Below are 18,584 nucleotides of genomic sequence, written 5' to 3' on the forward strand. Positions count from 1 at the left end.
CCCCAACGTTAATGGGAATTACCAATAAATCGCCCCCCGTACAGGACTGCGGCTCATCTAGCTTACGAAACGGTTTCGAGGTTCGTCGTGAGCATTTCAAAATCACGCACCTGCAAAGCTTCTCTTCAAGGATTCATGTGCAACGACGTTAAATGTCGGAAGTCGCCTCGTATTTTCAACCTCGCTTGCTCGATTTCACGCGGTCATACGCCGTCAGCGCGCGAGCGCGCGCCTCCTTATGGTCCACGATCGGCAACGGATAATTTTTCCCGATAACGACTCCCGCTCGTTTCAGCGTCGTCGCATCGGCCGCCCATGGCTTGTGAATATCGGCAGACGGTAAGCGTTGAAGCTCCGGAACCCAGCGGCGAACATAGTCGCCATCAGGATCGAATTTCTCACCCTGCAACACAGGATTAAAAATACGGAAGTAAGGCGCGGCATCTGCACCGCAACCGGCAACCCACTGCCAATTCGCAGCGTTATTTGCGAGATCGGCGTCGACGAGCGTGTCCCAGAACCATGCCTCGCCCGACGTCCACGGCAGAAGCAGATGCTTCGTCAAAAAAGACGCCGCAATCATCCGCGCCCGATTGTGCATATATCCGGTGGCCCAGAGTTCGCGCATTCCGGCATCGACGACGGGATATCCCGTTAAACCGCGCTGCCACGCCTTGAGGTTAGCCGACTTCGCCCAGGGAAACGCCGCAAACTCGTCGCGCAATGGTTCATTCGGCATTTGCGGAAATTGAAAGAGCAGCGCGTAACTGAACTCGCGCCATGCAAGCTCTTTCATAAATGTTTCGACGGCGCGATCGCTGCCGTGCGTTTGATGCAATGCGTCCACTGCTGCACGCCAGCACGCCGCCGGAGAAATTTCACCGAATGCGAGGTGCGGCGAAAGTCGCGACGTCCCCTCCACATTGAGCCGATCGCGTCCGTCATCGTAATTTGCAAGACCCTCGCTGACGAAACTTTTTAGACGCAACTGCGCGCCACGCTCGCCGGGCCGCCACGCCTCAGCCAAACCTCCCGACCAATTCGGTTTCGTCGGCGCGAGCTTCCAGTCTGAAATATCGTCCGATGCAATCGCGTCCGGCACCGAGCCAAGATGACGTGGCGCCGCCAGTGCTTTCGGCGCTGAAAACTCTTTCCTGAAGGCGCGCCAGAACGGCGTGAAAACCTGATATGCAGCGCCGGACGATGTGCGCAAATCTTCCGGTTCCCTCAGCAAACGACCGCCGAAGCGTTTGAAGACCACACCCAATCCACCGAACGACTTATGGAGCTTTTCCTCCAACCCCGTGGCCCAGGGCTCATAACTGCGAGTGACGTAAATTGCCGTTGCACCGCTCTCATCGACGAGACGTTTCAAAATACTTTCCGTATCGCCTCGACGCAAAATCAGGCGTGCGCCACGCTGCGCAATGTCGTGGCTCAACGCTTCCAGACTTTTTGCCAGCCACCATCGCGATGCACCGCCCAGCTTCCAACACCCCGCAGCCGCATCATCGAGAATGAACAGCGCAATAACCGGTCCACCCCGCTTTACCGCAGCGGTCAACGCGGGGTGATCATGGAGCCGGAGATCATTGCGAAACCAGACGATCGTCGCGCTCTCGGTCATCACCAGCATTCCGATTGAGTCGCCGTTATTGCGGCGACGCGCTGAATATTAGAACCCGAAGAGCAACTGGAAGAAAGATTTCGGCTTGGAGCGTCTCTGCTGCCGCTCCGCTCGCGCCCCGTCGGCGTACGTCTGATCGCGACTGCCGACAACCGCAGCATTCACCGGATGAAGTTGATATTCGTCGGTGACGCCATCCACGCTTGCGATCTGCAGACGATCGCCATCCCACGTCCACGACGCGACGCGCGGACCCTGCCGATGCGGCTCGATTGCCAAAACCTTGCCGCCGGCGATATAGATGATCGCGGCAAGTTCGGTGTCTTCCGGGCCGTTTTTCCCGTGAACCGTGCCGCCTGAAAAACGCAGTACGCCGTATCCCGCGTAAGGCGGCTTTTGCACTTCCCACGACAACAGCTTCGGCAGCCCTTCGCCTGTCATCTCCAGCGGCACGCGTATTTGCGGATAGTCGGCGCTGGTCGCAAAATAATCTTTGCCGTGCAGCACGACATGCCATTTATCGATATCGAGCGGTGGCACCGGCTTGTCCTCGACATCGTCCGGCGCCGCACCTAGTCGCTGCAGCGCATCCGACGCGAACTGCCAGCTCGGACGAAGCTGCAAGGCGTGGCGCAAATCCGTAATGGCCGTATCGGCCTGGCCATTGGCTTCTTCGATTTCGCCACGCGCCCACAGCGCTTCAGGCGAATTGGGATCGAGTTTGATTGCCGTCTCGACGTCCTTGGCGCCGATATCCGGCTGGCCGTTCTGCTTATAGATGTATGCCCGGAACGCGAACGCCACCGGCGAGCGCGGATCGAGTTCGATCGCGCGATTGAGGTCAGAATTCGCGTCGTCAAAGGCTTCCGCCACACCGTTGGCAAGCCCGCGCCCTTCGTATCCCGCGCTCGATTTGGGATCGAGTTCGATGGCGCGCGAAAAATCCTTGATGGCCGACGCCGGATTGCCGCTGATCAGATAAGCGTATCCGCGCACCACATAAAGCTCGCCATTATTAGGATCGAAGGCGATGGCACGAGACAGATCTTCAACCGCATCGTCACGTTGCCCAACGGCCATGCGCGCCTCTGCCCGATTGCGATAGGCCGACGCAAAACGCGCATCGGCGCTGACGGCGCGCGAAAAATCACGAATGGCAGCGTGTGGCTTGCCGACAGAGAGATAGGCAAGTCCGCGTCCCGATAGCGGCGGCGCGCTCGCGGGCATCAGTTCGATCGCCTTGGTGAAATCCGCCAGCGCTGCAGCCGACTGGCCGAGCTTCATCTTCGCATTGCCGCGGTTCGAATAGGCGGCGGCAAAGCTCGGCGCCAGAAGCAGAGCGCGATCGAAATCCTTCATCGCTTCTTTCAACTGGCCGAGCGCCAGAAGAAGATTGCCTCGGTTGTTGTATGCAACCGGATACTCGGGAAAAAGCTCAACGGCGCGATTGTAGTCCTCAAGCGCCGCCTTGGTCTCGCCAAGACGCACGTTGGCGACAGCGCGATCATTGAGAATCGTCGCGCGCCGGTCGTTGGGCAGCCCCGTGTCCTTGAGCGCTGCCGTATAAGTTGCAACAGCCTTCTCCGCGTCGCCCCGAATGAGCAACGTCGCGCCTTCCTCGACCGGCGAAGGCGCGGTGATGGCATCAGCCGCGAGCGCAGGCGCCCCCGCCAGAGGCGAAGCCATGAGCAGCCACACCGGAAATGCCCGAAAGCTTTTCATGCGCCGAGCCAAACCCTCTTTGGTTCGTCAGATTCGCGATTCATAATTGCACAGGCGATATCGTGCCATTGTGGCCCGCCGACGGGCAATCGCCAAATGAGATCGCGGCAGACCGCGCAGTTGACGTATAGGTAAAGGCTGCTTAGGTCTCAATGCCTACATTTCGGAAAACCGGCGCATGAACCTTTGGTTCAGACTGATATGGGTCCTAATGACGGCACGCCGCCGAGGACCTCTCTCGCTGCCCAGCGAAACATCCAAGTTGTGGTTTCGCGTCTGGCCGCACGATCTCGATATTTCGATCCATATGAACAACGGCCGCTATCTGACGCTGATGGATCTCGGTCGCCTTGATGTGCTCGTCCGGTCCGGCCTTTGGCGGCTGGTTTTGCGCCATCGTTGGACCCCGATCGCCAGCGCGATCACCATCCGCTTTCAACGCGAGCTGCGGCCTTTTCAAAAATTCCGCCTCGAAACGCGGCTTCTCTGCTGGGACGCGGCGCTTGTCGTCATGGAGCAGGTCTTCGTCATCCATGGCGGCCCGCGCGACGGACAGCCCGCAACGCGCGCCTTATTCAAAGGCGGCCTTTACGACCGCAAAGAAAAGAAGTTCGTCGAGATCTCCCGGCTGATGTCCCTCCTCGGCGTCTCGGAGGTCAGCCCACCCGCAACGCCGGAAGTCGAAGCATTCCTACATGCCGACGATCAGCTCAAGCAGGCCGGACGAACCGCCATGAGTTCCAGCGCCTGACGCAACCGATCCGGTCAGACGCGCTCCGTAAACAATCGCTGCAGCACCTTCGGCAGAACGTCGGGCAAGTCCTCAGCAATCAAGCCCATGCCAAACGCGTTGGCTGCCTCTCCGTGCAGCCAGACGGCAGCACAGGCGGCTTCGAAAGGTGGCATGTGCTGTGCCAAAAGCCCCGTCACGAGGCCACCGAGAACGTCACCGGATCCGGCCGTGGCGAGCCAAGGCGGCGCGTTGGAATTGACGGCGGCGCGACCGTCCGGCGCGGCGATGACGGTATCGGCGCCTTTCAGAATAATGAACGCGCCTGAGAGCTTCGCCGCTTCGCGAGCGCGATCGATCTTCGAACCAGGTAGCTCTCCGAACAAACGCTTGAATTCACCCTCATGCGGCGTCATCGCGACAGGCGCCGGCCGCTTCTTGATTGCGGCAAACAGCGTCTCACGACCATGCGGATTATCGCCGTTCCGTGCCAGAAATCCCATGCTGGCTTCGCTGCGCGGCTTTTCTCCTGTATCCGAGAATGAGGTCAGCGCGTCCGCATCGAGCACGACTGAAGCCGATGATCGAAGCACGGCCAAAACGTCATCTGCCGTCTCTGGCCCAACAGACGCGCCTGGACCGATCAACGCCGCGTTGCGACGCGTATCGCGAAGAAATTCCGACAAAGCCGTGGCGCCTGAAACCGATCGCACCATGATCGAGGTGATCTGCGTCGCGATGATTGCCGTTGCGGCAGCGTTGCCGACGAGCGTGACGAGCCCAGCGCCGACCCGCAGCGCCGCGCGCGCACCAAGACGCGCTGCTCCCGTTTGCAACGCCGGTCCCGAGACGACGACCGCATGTCCACGGTCGTACTTATGGCCGCCATCCTTCGGCCAGTTGAAATGATCGACCCAAAGCGGCAGGCCGTTCTCGTGCAGCTTCGGCTTCAACGTTTCGAGCACGCGCTCCGGAATGCCGATATCCGCGACGATAACCTCACCGCAGAGCTGCCGCCCCGGCATCAGCACATGCCCCGGCTTCTTGCGGAAGAACGTCACAGTCCGGCGCGCTTGAACAGCAACGCCGCGCACCTCACCGCTCGTCCCTTCGAGCCCGCTCGGTACGTCGACGGAAAGGACAGGCAGACCGCTGGCGTTGACGGCGCGCACGAGTTCCGCCGCCTCCCCTTCAAGAGGCCTCGACAGACCCGCGCCAAAGAGGGCGTCGATGACCAAATGCATGCTTTGCAGGGCATCCGGGGTTGCCGGGCGAACGACGAGCGGCCAACGCCGAGCCATCTCGGCCGCGTCACCTTTGAGCGCATCTCTGTCCCCGAGCAGAAAAAGCCGGACGTCCCAACCCTTGTCACGCAGGTGCCGGGCCGCAACGAACCCGTCACCGCCATTGTTTCCCGGGCCGCAAAGCACCGCCACGCGCCGGTCCGGACCCCAGACCATGTCAAGCGCCGCCTCGGCCACCGCCTGCCCTGCACGCTCCATGAGGCTGATCGTGGCGACACCGGCCTCGGCCGCCAGACGGTCGGCTTGTCCCGCCTCCGACGTCGTCAGCAATTCATTCATATCCGCTACCTGAACCCCTACTGTTGCTCCGCCTCCGGCGACTGCCTGGAAATTCAGCGCCTAAAAGCCACTCACCGTCGTTGAGAAAAATCAGCATAAAAAATGTGCAACCGGCATGCATTTAAGGCTTACTAAACAGCGGCCGACCATCTAAGAAGCCATCACGACACGCTAAGCCAATGACATATGTAATGTTTCTCGCGAACGTCGCAGGTGGCACGGCCTCTGCTAGCCTTCGGGCCGCTGGGCAAGCGTGGGGTACGACCGACATGCTGTCCAAGATCTAAGGGGCGAAAATGAAAAAGATTGAAGCGATTATAAAGCCCTTCAAGCTCGATGAAGTAAAAGAAGCGCTACAAGAAATCGGCTTGCAAGGCATCACAGTGATCGAGGCGAAGGGCTTCGGACGGCAGAAGGGTCACACCGAGCTGTATCGAGGGGCGGAATACGTGGTCGACTTCCTGCCCAAAGTGAAGATCGAAGTCGTCTTGAGCGACGACATGCTGGAAAAGGCCATCGAGTCCATTCAAAAGGCCGCGAAGACCGGCCGGATCGGTGACGGCAAGATCTTTATCTCGTCCATCGAAGACGCTATTCGCATCCGCACCGGGGAATCCGGTCGCGATGCCATTTGATCGATAAAACGAACTATAAAAAGACTGTCACGCTTGAACCGGCCTAAACCGGCTAAATGACTTGGCACGCGTGAACTTTAACGGAATGCCTAGGCATGGGAGTGTCTATGAAAAATGCAAATGACGTCCTGAAATTCATCAAGGACAAGGAAGCCAAGTTCGTGGATTTCCGATTCACGGACACCAAGGGCAAGATGCAGCACGTCACGGCCGACGTCAGCTGCGTTGACGAAGCCGTCTTCTCCGACGGCTACGCCTTCGACGGGTCTTCGATCGCCGGGTGGAAATCGATCGAAGCCTCCGACATGACACTGATGCCGGATCCGGTAACAGCCCACGTCGACCCGTTCTTCGCCCAGACGACCGTCGCGATCTTCTGCGACGTTCTCGAACCCTCGACCGGCCAACCCTACGAGCGCGACCCGCGTTCGGTCGCCAAGAAGGCCGAGGCCTACATGATGTCGCTCGGCATCGGCGACAAAGTCTATTTCGGGCCGGAAGCCGAATTCTTTATCTTCGACGATGTCCGCTTCACCACTGACATGTATTCGATGGGCTATCAGATCGACTCCAGCGAGCTGCCCTCGAACACCGGTACGATTGTTGAATCCGGCAACCTCGGCCATCGTCCGCGCGTGAAGGGCGGCTATTTCCCGGTCCCGCCGATCGACAGCGCTCAAGACATCCGTTCCGAGATGCTCTCAGTCCTTTCGGAAATGGGCGTCACCGTCGAAAAGCACCACCACGAAGTCGCTGCTGCCCAGCATGAGCTCGGCGTGAAGTTCGGCCCGATGATCACGATGGCCGATCACATGCAGATCTATAAGTACGTCGTGCACAACGTCGCCCAGGCCTACGGCAAAACGGCGACGTTCATGCCGAAGCCGGTCTTCGGCGACAACGGCTCCGGCATGCACGTTCACCAGTCGATCTGGAAGGGCGGCCAGCCGATGTTCGCCGGCGACAAGTACGCCGACCTCTCGCAGATGTGCCTCAACTACATCGGCGGTATCCTGAAGCACGCGAAGGCGATCAACGCTTTCACCAATCCGCTGACCAACTCATACAAGCGCTTGGTGCCGGGCTTCGAGGCGCCTGTGTTGCTGGCCTATTCGGCCCGCAACCGTTCGGCTTCGTGCCGCATTCCGCACGTTTCAAGCCCCAAGGCCAAGCGCATCGAAATCCGCTTCCCGGATCCGGGCGCCAATCCTTACCTTGCCTTTACGGCAATGCTGATGGCTGGCCTCGACGGCATCCAGAACAAGATCGATCCGGGTCCCGCCATGGACAAGAACCTCTACGATCTGCCGCCGGCTGAGCTGGCGAAGATCCCGACAGTATCGGCTTCGCTCCGCGAAGCGCTCGACAGCCTCGACAAGGACCGCGACTTCCTGAAAGCGGGCGGGGTCATGAACGACGACATGATCGACGCCTACATCGCGCTGCGCATGGAAGAGAATATGCGTTACGAGATGACGCCGCATCCGGTCGAGTTCGACATGTACTACTCGGTCTGAGGATCGAGCCACATTTCAATGCTTCGAGAGGCGGTCCGTCGGGCCGCCTCTTTGCATTTTGAACTCAATAGAAAACCAGAACGCCCGCGCAGATCGCGATGAGCGCATAGTAGAAGAACTTCTGCTCGCGGATCAAAAACCATGTCACGATCCGGCGCGGGATATCCGACCAGTTGAAGCGGCCGATAGCGCCGAGCGTCAATCCTAGACCCAGACCGACGGCCAAAGATCCAAATTGCAGACCTTCGGTCAGCGAACGCACGCTGTCGGGAACATGGGCCGACAGCCAAGGCGTCAACGCAAAAAAGGCCGCCGCGGCCATGACGCCGAAGGCAAGCACGGAAAAGAACGACAGGACGGATCGCACGAACATGGGCAATCTCGCTAAAAACGCATGATTGTGAAGCTTGAGCGAGACTAGCGTCAGTACGCAAACAAACAATTAACCATGATCGCGGTGCGTCGCTCATCGCGCTCGCCGCTGCTCCCATCGATCAAATACGACTACCAGCGCACCAGAGACAACCGTCAGACCAACAACCGTCGCGACGAAGCCGTGGACCGGCTTCTCCGTCATCGCGATCCCGGAAATGATCGGCCCCACAAGCGCCCCGGCCTGATACATCACGATGAAGGCCGCGTTGACGGCCGCGAGATCCGCAGGACCGATCCGCTCGCCGACGATGGCGAGACCCAGCGCATAAAAGCCCAGGATCATCCCACCAATAAGAAACATCACGATCATCGACGCGACCGCATCTCCGAGCGCCCATGGCAGCATCAAAGAGAACAATATGAAAAGGAAACCGGTGCAGATGACCAAATTGATGCGACACATCTTATCGGATAGCCACCCCAGCGGGTATTGAAGCAAAATCCCGCCTATCGTCATCACTGTCAGAAGTCCGAGCGCGGCGTCTTGCGACCAGCCAGCCGCCAACGCGACGTTGGGGATAAGTGAAAGATTGGTGATCTCGGCGAAGCCGCCCATAAAGGCAGCCATCATCGCCGCCGGGGCAAGCCGCATCGCCCAAAGGAAGCTCTGCGTTCCGTCATGATGCAGCGGAGGCGCCAAGTGCCGACCCAGCACGATGGGTACTCCCGAAAGCACGGTAATGGCCGCTGCCGCACCAAACGGCGCTAATCCCGATATTCCGAGTTGGCGCAACAACATCGGTCCAACAGCGTAGCCAGAGAAAAAGGCAATCGCGTAGACAGCGATAACGCGCCCGCGCATATCTTCACGGGCAACCGCGTTGATCCAGGTCTCGCCTGCCAACCAAGGTAATGCAAATCCGGCGCTCATCAGCAGTCGAATGACGACCCACGCATTTGGTGATGGAAACATATAGAGTGCCAAGAAGCCGATCGAGCCAATGACACAACCGCTTCCGATCGCTCGCACTGCGCCGACTTTCGTCATCAATCGCGAAAGCAGGGGCAAAGCGATAAACACGGCAAGTGCCGGCGCGGCGCCCGCCAGCCCGATCATCCATTTCGGTTGGTGCCAGTCTTCGAAGGTCAGCGCGGTGAGCGGAAAGCCGATACCGAAAGAAATCCCCACGCCTAAAGACGTCGAGATGACCGCAGCCAGACTGAGCATCCTTTCGCGCTCGTTGAACTCGCGCTCAGCCATGACCGCCATGTTCGTCCCTCGTTATTTCAACAGTGTTGGAATAGCGCTTGACGACCGCATTCGCAAGGGGCAATTTCAACACTGATGAAAACAAGGCATACCCGCGGGCAAAGAGGGCTCATCGCAGCCGATTTGGTCCAAGCTGCGCTTTTAGAAATCGAGCGAGCTGGTCTTGAGGGCTTCAGCCTTCGCTGCGCCGCGCGTGCAGTAGGCTGCGACGTCGCGACCTTGAGCTACCATTTCGGCTCCAAGGAAGGTCTCGAACGCGCCGTCGCCGACCGCCTTCAAGGCAGTGTCGAGGCACCAGAACGAGAACTCCCCTGGCAAACCCGCTTCATCGAAACGGCAAAGGCCTATCGCAAACTTGCGCGACAATATCCAAATGCGTTCCCCCTGCTTTTGAGATTTTGGACCAGTGGGCCGATCGATCTGCAATTGGCCGAGGAATGTTACCAAATCCTCCTCGATGCCGGCGTCCCTGAAGCAGAAATTCCGGCCCTAAGCTTCGCCACCTACGCCGCAATTCTCGGCATTTGCGCCGGCGAGATCGGAGGTCTTTTGCAAAAGCCTAGCGCCGAGGCGCTGCGCGAAGTCGAAGAGCAAAGTGGTTTGCCGTTAACGAAAAAACTGCTGCCCATATTTGCGCGTTTGAAAGACGACGATGTCTTCGATGCAGCTATATCCAATTTAATATTTGGCATCGAAGCGCAGGTCGCAAAACAATGGACACCGTCATCCGCAGTCCCCCAGGATTAAGGGCAGCGCTCGTCCCTATGCGTGCACACCCATGAGCACATCAGCGAGGGCACCTGCAAAAATATCGAGATCTTCGTCTCGCCCGCACGAAACGCGGATGAACGGATCGAGCCCCTTCGCGACAGGTTTGCGAACGAAGACGTCCCGCTCCAGAAGTCCGTTCAAGACGCGCGTCGCAAAGGCGCCATCGCCGCCACAGTCGATGGCGACGAAACTCGCTGCCGACGCCAGCGGTCTCAAGCCATTTTCGATAGCGATCGCGGCGATCCGCTCGCGGGCCGCAGCAATCTGCGAGACCGCTGTCCTGAGATAGTCCTGATCGAGCAGTGCAGCCCGCGCGCCAAGCTGGCCGACGCGATTGATACCATAGTGATTTCGCACTTTGTCGAACGCTTCGATGGTGCTGCGCTCACCGAGGGCATACCCGATCCGCGCACCTGCAAGCCCGTACGCCTTCGAAAACGTCCGATACCGCACGACCTGCGGATTGGAGACATCGATGGCCGGTGCTGTTCCGATCGGCGCGGTATCGCAATAAGCTTCATCAAGAACGAGCAACGTCCGTGGCGGCAACTCCTTGATAAACGCGTCGATCTGATCCGCCGTCCACCATGTTCCCATCGGACTATTCGGATTGGACACATAAATCAGCGGCGCCGCGATCTCCGCCGCCGTCTCGATCAGGCGCGGAACATCTTCGCGAAAGTCGCGCATGGGAAGGACGTGCACGTTGCCGCCATGTGCTTTGACGTGAAAGTTGAACGTCGGGTACGCACCATCCGTCGTAACGACATTGCTGCCGGGCGTCAGGAACAGCGAACATGTCAGGCCAAGCAGCCCGTCGATGCCCTCGCCGACCACGACACACTCGATCGGGACGCCGTGATACGCCGCAATGGCGGCACGTAATTCGTAGTTCTCGGGATCGGCATACATCCAGTTTCCAGCCGCCGCCTCGCGCATGACGGCAATGGCCTTTGGCGACGGCCCGAAAATGCTCTCATTAGCGCCAAGGCGCGCCTTGAACGGCCGCCCTCGCGCCCGTTCCATCGCTTCCGGCCCGACGAACGGCACGAGCTTCGGTAGAGCTTCGATTGTCGGTGTAAACGGAGGACGGGACATGGATCGCTCGAATAATTTCCGCGTTCAAATCAATCCGAGATCGGCAAGCTTTTTGCGCATCTCGGCAGGCATCGCCGCAATCTGATCCTTCTTACCTTTGCGAAGATCAGGCGGAGCATCGGCAGAATCAAGATAACGCCAACCTTGAAACGCGCGCCGTGGCGTGGGTCGCACCGGAACGAGTGTCCGGTCCAGCATCAACGTACAGCAAGCCGATCCGTCCTCCTTCGTTCCTTCTTCGAAACCGACGAGCTTCTGGCGAACCATGATGATGCCGCGGATAACCCAATAGATCGAGCCACCGTCGAGCAGCTCGGCCTGCCGCTTCGGTGTTTGGAATGTCCGGTGATAGGCGCAATCGACGCCGTCCTGGCTCTTGCGGCGTCGGTGCTCGGTCTGCCAGGCCTCAAGATCTTCGATCGCCGACACGCCGACACACAGCTTGACGAGGTTCAATGTCATGGCGAGCCTTTTGCCTTAGCCCAACGGCAAGAGCAACTGAGCCGTCCACATGGCTCAGGGCTTAGGAACACATTCACCGGCATACTGTGCAAACACAGGCTGTCCGAAGAGCCCGAAATGCCGTGAATGTATGGCCGGATATTTGCCCGTCGCCGGATCCAAATCATAGATCGTCGTGAGGTTCAGGAACCCCTCGTTGACCACTTCGATGAAATGGTTGGCGTTGATCGCGCGCACGACTTTCAGGTCTTTGGCGGGCTTACCGCCGAGAATGAGCGACGCCGTCTGATGTTCGAGGTCGATACGCGCCACTTCGAAAGCGAGATCGGCGGGCGGAGCGGCTTTGTATTTTCCGGCTTCATAAGTCCACGCATAACCTTGGTTGAAATCGCAGGCGAGATGCGTCGGAAAATCCTCCTGGGCCAGAGCCGCTTGCGTGCCAAGAACGGCGGCGATGAGAATAACCCATTTTCGAATATCCAGCATTGCAACGCCCCGCCTGGCAACGGAGGCACCCGCGCCCCCAACACCGACCAGCGAAGCAACACGACGCCCTGGCCGCCGTCAATGCCGCCCGTTCGTCCGGGTACCTGGAGTTTGCCTTGAGGCTGCCCTGGAAATGATGTGGTTTTCACATTGAACCCCTGAGAGGCACGATGCGATCCTTTGTTCTCCCCATCCTTATTGGCCTGGCCGTCGCCGTGCCGTCCGCTGCCGACGCCAAGAAAAAGAAGCCGGACACCCCGGAGGATAAGCTGAACTGCAAGCAGCTAACCGGACGCATACAGATAAAAATCATGGAAATGCGCGGCTTCAGCGATCGCAAACAAGCATCGGCGCTGGCACGCGGTATTCAATCTGGCTTTTCGGCGACGCTCGGCAACCTCTCGCACGGTGTCGACCCCAATGGCGAATATCAGGGCGAGCTCAACACCCTCCAACGGTACAATCAGCGTCTGGTGACGCTGGGCTGCAAGAGCTACGACCTCGAGGCCGAGCTTAACAAACGCGACATCGACGATGTCCCGGCCCCAACGATACCGCCGCCGAAAAAAGCCAAGGCAAAGAACTGATTCACCGAGCTGACCGCCTCGCTATTTGGCGATAATCTCCCCGAATGATCGACGAGACACCCAACTCCCTCCCCTCGACGCCAGCGACATGGTTCCCTTGGCCACCGGTGCTGTTCGCACTCGCCATTGCGGCGGCTTGGCTGCTGACGGTATTCGCCCCCGTTCCCTGGCCGGGCCTTGACGATAGGGCGGGCCATTGGGTAGGCGTCGCATTCGGCGTCTTCGGCCTCTTGTTGATCGTGTCGGGCTTCGCGACGCTTGCCTGGCACCGGACGACCTACCTGCCGCACAAAGCGTCGACCAAGCTCGTCACGTCAGGACCGTTCATCCGCTTCCGAAACCCGATTTACCTTGGCGAAGTCATGCTTCTTCTCTATGGAGCGGAAATCACCAAGTCGGTCTGGTTCGTCGCGGCAGCATTGCTTTTTGGCCTTCTTGTCACAATTCTGCAGATCATTCCCGAGGAGCGGCACCTGGAAGCGGTCTTCGGGGAAGAATATCTGGCTTACAAGGCTCGCTCACGCCGCTGGATCTGATATCAGATCGCCATGAGTTCCGCTTACGCCGAAAAAGAACGCGAATTCGTCGCCAATCTCGCCGAAGACACGGGCCGCGATCTCACGGGCTGGATGACCGCAATTGTCCAGAGCGGACACACCGAGCGCAACGACATCATCGACTGGCTGCGCCTGCAAGGCTTCCAGTTCGCGTGGGCGTCCTGGCTTGAACGCATCCATCATAACGGCGGCCGCCTCATTTACGCTGGCGATCTTCCCGCCGTGCAGACCGACGAGCCGCCCCCGCGCGCGCCGAAGCTCCGTCCGCCGATTCAACCACCGGCCAAGACGTCCGCAACCGACATTCAGTCTCTGCTGCGTGAAGCCAAAGGGCTGCGACCGCTGGCCGAGCACATTCTCCGCGAAGTCGGGCGCGCCGTACCGGCGACCGTGTTTGCAACCTCCGGGCAGCTGGTTACGATGTCCGCGCCGCAGCCCTACGCTGCGCTCCACCCTTCACCGAGAAAGTTACGGCTTTACGCCAATTTCGGAACGGCCGGCGGCAATCGCAGCAAGCCGGCGGAGGCGATAAACAAAAACGCGCCGCCGTTCACCGAGATGCTCATCCTCGATGACGCCCGCAGCATCGACGAAGACTTTTACCGCCTGATCCGCGCCGCAGCTGCCCGCTAACCCGGCGATAACCTCCTGCCGGCATAGATTGCATCAACCACATCAGCCCAGCACCATTGATTTGCCGGATTTTTCATCGCCATTGTCGCGCCGGAGGCGCTATGTCGGTTGAGCGGAGGCCCAGTTTCGTTGTGAAATCGGCCGGGTATCTTGCACTCGTTGTTCTGCTGGGATTTTCCAGCGGCGCCCACGCGCAAGCGGCCAAACGCGACGCGATCGCCGACTGGCTGAAATCCGTCGAAGGCAAGACCGCCGCCGAGGGTGCCACGAACGCTCTCGATCCAACAAAAAAACCATCGACGCCCAGCGCCGCCGAAGAAGCTGCCAAGGCCGCAGCCTCCGACCCGCGCGATGGCGATCCGCAATACGAGCAGGCCAAATCGCTGATGGCCGCCATCGACAACGTCTTGCGAGATGCAGCCGACACGCGCGCAGGCGCCGAAAAGCTGCCGAGCCGCGACGACTACATTATTCCCCCATTCTGGAAGGAAACCCGCGAGGACCGCAGCACCAAGGTCCGCGGCCTGCTCGATGCCGCGCTCGGCATCGTAACGAATGCGCCGGTCGTTGAAATGCAGAAGCGGGTCGAACTTCTCCGCCACAACATTCGCGAGCTTGAAGACGCGAACGTAAAGATCAAGGAAAAGCAGCTCCTCGCGCCGAAAGACGCTGACTTCCCCGGCATCCTGACCGATACCGTCTCGTCGCTCCAGGATCAGATCACCGAGAACAACAAGCGCATCGAGGCGAACCGCACCGAAATCAAAAGCGTGAAGGCCGAAATCGCAGCCGCGTTGAAAGCCGCAGGCGTGGAGTTGTCGCAAGAACAGGTCGATCTGCTTCTCGATAGCGTGCTCTCCGGCGATCTCGTCCGGCTCGTCGCCGTGTTCAATGCCGCCAAGTTGATTGACGGGCAGCTCGCCAAGCTCATTGGCACCACGGGCGATAACATGGAAGCTGCGCGCCGCTACTTTGCGATGCATGCGGCGCTGTTTGCGATGCTGGTACAGGCCCAGGATGCGACCATCGCCAAGATCGATACGCAATATCTGCCGAAACTCGACGCCATCATCGCCGACATCGCCGCCGCCCGTAAGCGCACGTCCGAACTGCTCAAGGCCGACAATCGGCCCGATCAGACACGCGCGCTGCAATCGAATCGCGACAGCCAGCAAGTCGCCGATGAAGCAGCAAAGGCGTATCGCCGCTATCTCCAGCAGCAACGCGAACAGATCGCCGGTGCCCGTCTTAAAGCGACTCACGATCTGAAGATTGCAGACAACACTTACGAGACTGTCGAAGCCAGCGTCCAGCTTCGCAATTTGATTCGCGAAAGCTCGACATCCTTCGAAGCGATCCAGAAACTCGAAGCACCGAGCTTTGAGCAGATCTTCAAAAGCGATGAGTTGCGTAGAGAATTCGAAGATCTCACCAGGAAACTTGATGTTCCTGCCGGCTGATCGCGTGTGTGACATCTGTGCAAGGCTTCTGTTTCCTTGCCGCATCGACTATGTTTCTGCTCGGACTATTAACGTAGTCCCATGAGCAGGTTTTCGATGGTATTTTCGGGACGTATCAGAGAGAGCGCAGCTGCGACCAAAACTTTCGGTTCGCTGCGCATTGACCGCCGCGTGCTATCGACGCCGACGCGCACGATCGCCATCGCCAATATCGCGACGGTCAGCACGGGCACGCATGTCGCGCACCGGCCGACCGCAATCTATTGGCTGTTGACGCTTCTATTTGTGCTGATGGCGTTGGGTTCCATGCGGCCGGACTTCACATGGGGGCCGCTGGCTCCTAATGGCGGCACGGTCTTGCTCGGCTTTCTGGCCGTCGTCTTTGCCGCGCTTGCGCTGCGCCCCGACGACAAGACGCATTACCTGCTGATCTCATCGACGGATGGCGTGTTGTCTCGCTTCTCCGCTCCGGACCGAACGATTCTCGAAGAGGTCCGCACGATTCTCACCGACAAGATCAATCGCGGCGACGAGTCGATGACGTTCAACGTCAACTTCGATCGTGGGCACATTGAGAATCTCGGCGGCGCGATGCAGCCCGCAGCTCTTCCCGCGCCCGATCATACCTCGCAACATGCCGGCCCATCCGCTCGCCCCGCCAATGTCGGCGCGTCCGATCGCAGTCCTCAGACCGCAGGCGGCAGGCCGCGCCAAAACCCGGCCGAAAACACCGTGCCGCCATCACGCCAGCATCCGCAGCAACGCATGCAGCCGACATTGTCGGGAGCGATGAATGGCGCCGCTTCACCCAGTGCGGCACCGACCGAAAGCTTTGTCGATTATAGCGGCGTGCTACCGGCCATCGTCGAAATGCATCGGTTCTATGCGCGCCAATCCGGCACGCAGCATTTGGAGCAACGCTTGTCGGAACTCGAACTTCTGATGCGCGCCGGGACGCCCACGATCTCGCAAAAGACCCGCTTGCGCGAACTCTCCGGCGAAATGTCCCAGATCCTCGGCGCCTATCCGCAGGCGGTCGAGCTTTTCGATCACATCAACAGTCTGGTCTAGATACGCGGATTCCTGCCTGCTTGGAGAGCGGCACAGAAGCGAACACGCGCCGATCGACAGCTCATCGCCGATACTGGACGAACTCCGTGAGCGTTCCGATGCGATCGTAGAGTTTACGTGCCGTCGCATTGTGATCCTGCGTCGCCCAATAGGTCCGCCCAGCGTCGCGACGATCCGCTTCCGCGTAGACGGCTTCAATGAGCGCCCGCCCGACGCCCAGTCCGCGCGCCTCCGGTGCGACGAATAGGTCTTCAAGATAACAATACCAGCTCGATGCCCACGTCGAACGGTGAAAGACCAGCGTCGCGATTCCGAGCATGTTTCCGCTATCGTCGACGGCAGCCAGCGCCATCATGTTGTCTTCCTGATTAAGAAGTCGGCGCCACGTCAGTGCGATGATCTCGTCCGACACGCTGGCTTTGTAGAAAACGATATAATCCCGAAAGAGTTTGAGCCACGCATCTTCGTCGCTCGCAACCACCGGCCTGACACTGACCATCGATCATTCCACCTCCCGATCTTGAAAGGGTTGCTCTATGACGCAATTCACGGAGATTGTCAGCGGTCTCCAACGCGTCGCCCCTCAGCCCGAAATCGCGCTCGCAAGGTCAGATCGTCAGCATTCGTTCATATTTGGCTTTACAAAAACGTAAGAAATACAGCCAAAAGCGGCACTTCAGTAACAGCGCGCCGAGGATCGGCGGAGGATAATCGCCGTTGCTTGATCATTCATATTCGCCCTCATAATAGTCCGCTTCGGCTCCCTGAACGAAGCGAGAGAGATGCGGTACGTTTCCGTCTATATCCTGGCTGTTGCGTCGCTGTTGGCATTTGCTACGCACGATCCGCTGTCGGCCGAAATCGAGCCCGGCGCCGCCGTCAAGGCTGACGCATGCGCAGGCGACACCACCAAGCTTGGCGTGTCGCGTATCGTCGAAATCGATACCGCGGGTGGCGGTGACATCGGCGGCGATAAATCCGGCGCTAAGCAATTTCTCAACGATGGCGAAGTCGTCCTGACATTCGACGACGGCCCGCTAAAGTCTGTCACCGGACCAATTCTCAAGGCGCTTGCCGATCAATGCACGAAGGCGACGTTCTTCATGGTCGGTCAGATGGCGCTTGCCAACCCCGATATGGTGAAGGAAGTCGCGGCGGGCGGCAACACCGTCGGCACGCACACGTGGTCTCACAAGAACATCCGCGCCATCTCGTTTGAAAAGGCGAAGCAGGAGATCGAAGCTGCGGTCTCGACCGTCTCGAAAGCCAACGGCGCCCCGGCCGCGCCGCTTTTTCGCTTTCCCTATCTCAACGCCACCAAACAGACGGAAGCCTATCTGAAATCGCGCAATATCGGCGCGGTCTGGATCGACGTCGACTCCAAAGACTATCGGACGCGCAGCCCAAAGGTCGTCGAACAGAACATTCTTTCGCAGCTCGCCAAGCAGAAGAAGGGCATCATCCTGATGCACGACATTCATCCCTGGACGGCGGCACAGCTTCCTGACCTGCTGAAAGAACTGCACGACCGCGGGTATAAGGTCGTTCACCTCGTGCCGAAGAGTCAGGTCGACACAATCGCCTCCTATGACGCCGCGGCCGAGAAGGCGCTGGCCGCCAAAGCCGCAGCAAAAGCGGCCAACCCCATGGTCGCCCGCTCGATCGTGTGGCCGATGGCAACTGCACCGGGAACGGGAAATGCAAACGCTTCGGCAGCAGCGCCGCGCCGCAAATCGCCCTCCCGCTATAAAAGGGTCGCAACCAAACCGTCGCTCATCGATGGCGTGGTGGAGGATAGCCGGCCCGTTAAAATCCCGGCATCGAAATATAGGAAAGGCGCCAAACCCAAGGATGAGGACGTCACCTCGCCCTGGAGCATCTTCAATTAGGAAGTCTGCCCACTCCTCGTGGTACGTCAGCCACTCCGCGTAAACACATACGCCGCCCGAAGAGACCCGGACGGCGCATCATGAATTTATACTAACCAGGATGCCAGCAAT

At 59.2% G+C, this 18,584-nt stretch carries 19 protein-coding genes; 10 read left to right on the forward strand and 9 right to left on the reverse strand.

All coding sequences use genetic code 11. The features are described from left to right. Nucleotides 1-175: 175 nt before the first annotated feature. Together RLW55_RS18985 and RLW55_RS18990 are read right to left on the reverse strand one after the other, a co-directional pair. Nucleotides 176-1,627, reverse strand: coding sequence for a cryptochrome/photolyase family protein (locus tag RLW55_RS18985; RefSeq protein ID WP_423415069.1), 1,452 nt, complete (start codon nt 1,625-1,627; stop codon nt 176-178). A 48-nt stretch (nt 1,628-1,675) separates the two neighbouring features. Continuing rightward, the gene (locus tag RLW55_RS18990) at nt 1,676-3,349 is read right to left on the reverse strand and encodes a tetratricopeptide repeat protein (protein ID WP_423415070.1); all 1,674 of its coding nucleotides are present in this window, start codon (nt 3,347-3,349) and stop codon (nt 1,676-1,678) included. A gap of 178 nt (nt 3,350-3,527) precedes the next feature. On the opposite strand from RLW55_RS18990, the gene RLW55_RS18995 reads away from it, so the two are divergent. Continuing rightward, a complete protein-coding gene (locus RLW55_RS18995; RefSeq protein WP_013946932.1) occupies nt 3,528-4,100 on the forward strand; it encodes a thioesterase family protein in 573 nt (190 codons plus the stop codon). A gap of 14 nt (nt 4,101-4,114) precedes the next feature. Here RLW55_RS18995 and RLW55_RS19000 read toward each other — a convergent pair whose 3' ends face one another. Beyond that, on the reverse strand, nt 4,115-5,662 hold the full coding sequence (locus RLW55_RS19000; protein ID WP_423415071.1) for an NAD(P)H-hydrate dehydratase: 1,548 nt from the start codon (nt 5,660-5,662) through the stop codon (nt 4,115-4,117). 296 nt (nt 5,663-5,958) lie between these two features. Here RLW55_RS19000 and RLW55_RS19005 point away from each other — a divergent pair, with 296 nt between their 5' ends. Beyond that, a complete protein-coding gene (locus RLW55_RS19005; RefSeq protein WP_013946929.1) occupies nt 5,959-6,297 on the forward strand; it encodes a P-II family nitrogen regulator in 339 nt (112 codons plus the stop codon). 107 nt (nt 6,298-6,404) lie between these two features. Continuing rightward, nucleotides 6,405-7,814, forward strand: coding sequence for a type I glutamate--ammonia ligase (glnA, locus tag RLW55_RS19010; RefSeq protein WP_409562791.1), 1,410 nt, complete (start codon nt 6,405-6,407; stop codon nt 7,812-7,814). A 64-nt stretch (nt 7,815-7,878) separates the two neighbouring features. Here glnA and RLW55_RS19015 read toward each other — a convergent pair whose 3' ends face one another. Together RLW55_RS19015 and RLW55_RS19020 are read right to left on the reverse strand one after the other, a co-directional pair. Further along, nucleotides 7,879-8,187, reverse strand: coding sequence for a hypothetical protein (locus RLW55_RS19015; RefSeq protein WP_013946927.1), 309 nt, complete (start codon nt 8,185-8,187; stop codon nt 7,879-7,881). A 93-nt stretch (nt 8,188-8,280) separates the two neighbouring features. Beyond that, nucleotides 8,281-9,459, reverse strand: coding sequence for an MFS transporter (locus tag RLW55_RS19020; RefSeq protein ID WP_423415072.1), 1,179 nt, complete (start codon nt 9,457-9,459; stop codon nt 8,281-8,283). A gap of 75 nt (nt 9,460-9,534) precedes the next feature. Here RLW55_RS19020 and RLW55_RS19025 point away from each other — a divergent pair, with 75 nt between their 5' ends. After that, a complete protein-coding gene (locus RLW55_RS19025) occupies nt 9,535-10,206 on the forward strand; it encodes a TetR/AcrR family transcriptional regulator (RefSeq protein ID WP_409562789.1) in 672 nt (223 codons plus the stop codon). 15 nt (nt 10,207-10,221) lie between these two features. On the opposite strand, the gene RLW55_RS19030 is transcribed toward RLW55_RS19025, so the two are convergent. The 3 genes from RLW55_RS19030 to RLW55_RS19040 are packed head-to-tail and all read right to left on the reverse strand — an operon-like array spanning nt 10,222 to nt 12,276. Further along, nucleotides 10,222-11,328, reverse strand: coding sequence for a pyridoxal phosphate-dependent aminotransferase (locus RLW55_RS19030; RefSeq protein ID WP_423415073.1), 1,107 nt, complete (start codon nt 11,326-11,328; stop codon nt 10,222-10,224). Nucleotides 11,329-11,352: 24 nt separating this feature from the next. Beyond that, the gene (locus RLW55_RS19035; RefSeq protein WP_423415074.1) at nt 11,353-11,790 is read right to left on the reverse strand and encodes a DUF1489 family protein; all 438 of its coding nucleotides are present in this window, start codon (nt 11,788-11,790) and stop codon (nt 11,353-11,355) included. 54 nt (nt 11,791-11,844) lie between these two features. Further along, the gene (locus RLW55_RS19040; protein ID WP_423415075.1) at nt 11,845-12,276 is read right to left on the reverse strand and encodes a hypothetical protein; all 432 of its coding nucleotides are present in this window, start codon (nt 12,274-12,276) and stop codon (nt 11,845-11,847) included. A gap of 215 nt (nt 12,277-12,491) precedes the next feature. On the opposite strand from RLW55_RS19040, the gene RLW55_RS19045 reads away from it, so the two are divergent. The 5 genes from RLW55_RS19045 to RLW55_RS19065 all read left to right on the forward strand — a co-directional run bounded on the left by RLW55_RS19045 (nt 12,492) and on the right by RLW55_RS19065 (nt 16,584). Next, nucleotides 12,492-12,863, forward strand: a complete 372-nt coding sequence (locus RLW55_RS19045) for a hypothetical protein (RefSeq protein WP_423415076.1) — start codon at nt 12,492-12,494, stop codon at nt 12,861-12,863. A 44-nt stretch (nt 12,864-12,907) separates the two neighbouring features. Continuing rightward, nucleotides 12,908-13,399, forward strand: a complete 492-nt coding sequence (locus RLW55_RS19050) for a methyltransferase family protein (protein WP_423415077.1) — start codon at nt 12,908-12,910, stop codon at nt 13,397-13,399. A 12-nt stretch (nt 13,400-13,411) separates the two neighbouring features. Then, complete coding sequence (locus RLW55_RS19055) at nt 13,412-14,053, forward strand: hypothetical protein (protein WP_423415078.1); 642 nt, start codon at nt 13,412-13,414, stop codon at nt 14,051-14,053. A 131-nt stretch (nt 14,054-14,184) separates the two neighbouring features. Beyond that, nucleotides 14,185-15,513, forward strand: coding sequence for a hypothetical protein (locus RLW55_RS19060; RefSeq protein ID WP_423415079.1), 1,329 nt, complete (start codon nt 14,185-14,187; stop codon nt 15,511-15,513). A gap of 81 nt (nt 15,514-15,594) precedes the next feature. Beyond that, the gene (locus RLW55_RS19065; protein WP_423415080.1) at nt 15,595-16,584 is read left to right on the forward strand and encodes a DUF6232 family protein; all 990 of its coding nucleotides are present in this window, start codon (nt 15,595-15,597) and stop codon (nt 16,582-16,584) included. A gap of 61 nt (nt 16,585-16,645) precedes the next feature. On the opposite strand, the gene RLW55_RS19070 is transcribed toward RLW55_RS19065, so the two are convergent. Beyond that, nucleotides 16,646-17,083 (reverse strand): GNAT family N-acetyltransferase, encoded by a 438-nt coding sequence (locus RLW55_RS19070; RefSeq protein ID WP_423415081.1) that lies wholly within the window; start codon nt 17,081-17,083, stop codon nt 16,646-16,648. A gap of 283 nt (nt 17,084-17,366) precedes the next feature. On the opposite strand from RLW55_RS19070, the gene RLW55_RS19075 reads away from it, so the two are divergent. After that, complete coding sequence (locus RLW55_RS19075; protein ID WP_423415082.1) at nt 17,367-18,473, forward strand: polysaccharide deacetylase family protein; 1,107 nt, start codon at nt 17,367-17,369, stop codon at nt 18,471-18,473. Nucleotides 18,474-18,584 lie beyond the last annotated feature (111 nt).

The sequence above is a fragment of the Hyphomicrobium sp. B1 genome (assembly GCF_049532635.1).
GTDB lineage: Bacteria > Pseudomonadota > Alphaproteobacteria > Rhizobiales > Hyphomicrobiaceae > Hyphomicrobium_B.

What these genes read in the sequence shown, in the direction of transcription:
- RLW55_RS19075 (WP_423415082.1), top strand. Translation starts at nt 17,367, where the DNA reads ATGCGGTACGTTTCCGTCTATATCCTGGCTGTTGCGTCGCTGTTGGCA.
- RLW55_RS19020 (WP_423415072.1), bottom strand. Translation starts at nt 9,459, where the DNA reads ATGGCGGTCATGGCTGAGCGCGAGTTCAACGAGCGCGAAAGGATGCTC.
- RLW55_RS19070 (WP_423415081.1), bottom strand. Translation starts at nt 17,083, where the DNA reads ATGGTCAGTGTCAGGCCGGTGGTTGCGAGCGACGAAGATGCGTGGCTC.
- RLW55_RS19015 (WP_013946927.1), bottom strand. Translation starts at nt 8,187, where the DNA reads ATGTTCGTGCGATCCGTCCTGTCGTTCTTTTCCGTGCTTGCCTTCGGC.
- RLW55_RS19030 (WP_423415073.1), bottom strand. Translation starts at nt 11,328, where the DNA reads ATGTCCCGTCCTCCGTTTACACCGACAATCGAAGCTCTACCGAAGCTC.
- glnA (WP_409562791.1), top strand. Translation starts at nt 6,405, where the DNA reads ATGAAAAATGCAAATGACGTCCTGAAATTCATCAAGGACAAGGAAGCC.
- RLW55_RS19050 (WP_423415077.1), top strand. Translation starts at nt 12,908, where the DNA reads ATGATCGACGAGACACCCAACTCCCTCCCCTCGACGCCAGCGACATGG.
- RLW55_RS19025 (WP_409562789.1), top strand. Translation starts at nt 9,535, where the DNA reads ATGAAAACAAGGCATACCCGCGGGCAAAGAGGGCTCATCGCAGCCGAT.
- RLW55_RS19065 (WP_423415080.1), top strand. Translation starts at nt 15,595, where the DNA reads ATGAGCAGGTTTTCGATGGTATTTTCGGGACGTATCAGAGAGAGCGCA.
- RLW55_RS19040 (WP_423415075.1), bottom strand. Translation starts at nt 12,276, where the DNA reads ATGCTGGATATTCGAAAATGGGTTATTCTCATCGCCGCCGTTCTTGGC.
- RLW55_RS19005 (WP_013946929.1), top strand. Translation starts at nt 5,959, where the DNA reads ATGAAAAAGATTGAAGCGATTATAAAGCCCTTCAAGCTCGATGAAGTA.
- RLW55_RS19035 (WP_423415074.1), bottom strand. Translation starts at nt 11,790, where the DNA reads ATGACATTGAACCTCGTCAAGCTGTGTGTCGGCGTGTCGGCGATCGAA.
- RLW55_RS18990 (WP_423415070.1), bottom strand. Translation starts at nt 3,349, where the DNA reads ATGAAAAGCTTTCGGGCATTTCCGGTGTGGCTGCTCATGGCTTCGCCT.
- RLW55_RS19000 (WP_423415071.1), bottom strand. Translation starts at nt 5,662, where the DNA reads ATGAATGAATTGCTGACGACGTCGGAGGCGGGACAAGCCGACCGTCTG.
- RLW55_RS18995 (WP_013946932.1), top strand. Translation starts at nt 3,528, where the DNA reads ATGAACCTTTGGTTCAGACTGATATGGGTCCTAATGACGGCACGCCGC.
- RLW55_RS19055 (WP_423415078.1), top strand. Translation starts at nt 13,412, where the DNA reads ATGAGTTCCGCTTACGCCGAAAAAGAACGCGAATTCGTCGCCAATCTC.
- RLW55_RS18985 (WP_423415069.1), bottom strand. Translation starts at nt 1,627, where the DNA reads ATGACCGAGAGCGCGACGATCGTCTGGTTTCGCAATGATCTCCGGCTC.